1 pseudogene is annotated in these 218 nt (G+C 56.0%); it reads left to right on the top strand.

Going from position 1 to position 218, the window contains the following annotated elements:
- A pseudogene (locus A3709_RS15880) lies at positions 1-218 on the top strand (alpha-amylase); the annotation flags it as partial.

Raw genomic sequence — 218 nt, 5'->3', positions numbered from 1 at the left:
AGAGCAAGCCCTACGAGATCAATATCTCGCTGTTTGATGCCCTGCAAGGAACGACATCGGGGACTGATGAGTGGGGCGTGGAGCGCTTTGTGTGTGCGCATGCCATCATGCTTGGCCTGGAAGGCATACCGGGCATTTACATCCACAGCCTGCTGGGTACGCGCAATGACTATGACCGTGTAGAGAATGCCGGGCACTATCGCGCGATCAATCGGCAT

It is taken from the genome of Halioglobus sp. HI00S01 (assembly GCF_001635445.1).
GTDB lineage: Bacteria > Pseudomonadota > Gammaproteobacteria > Pseudomonadales > Halieaceae > Halioglobus > Halioglobus japonicus.
This window is presented reverse-complemented; position numbering and strand designations above follow the sequence as displayed.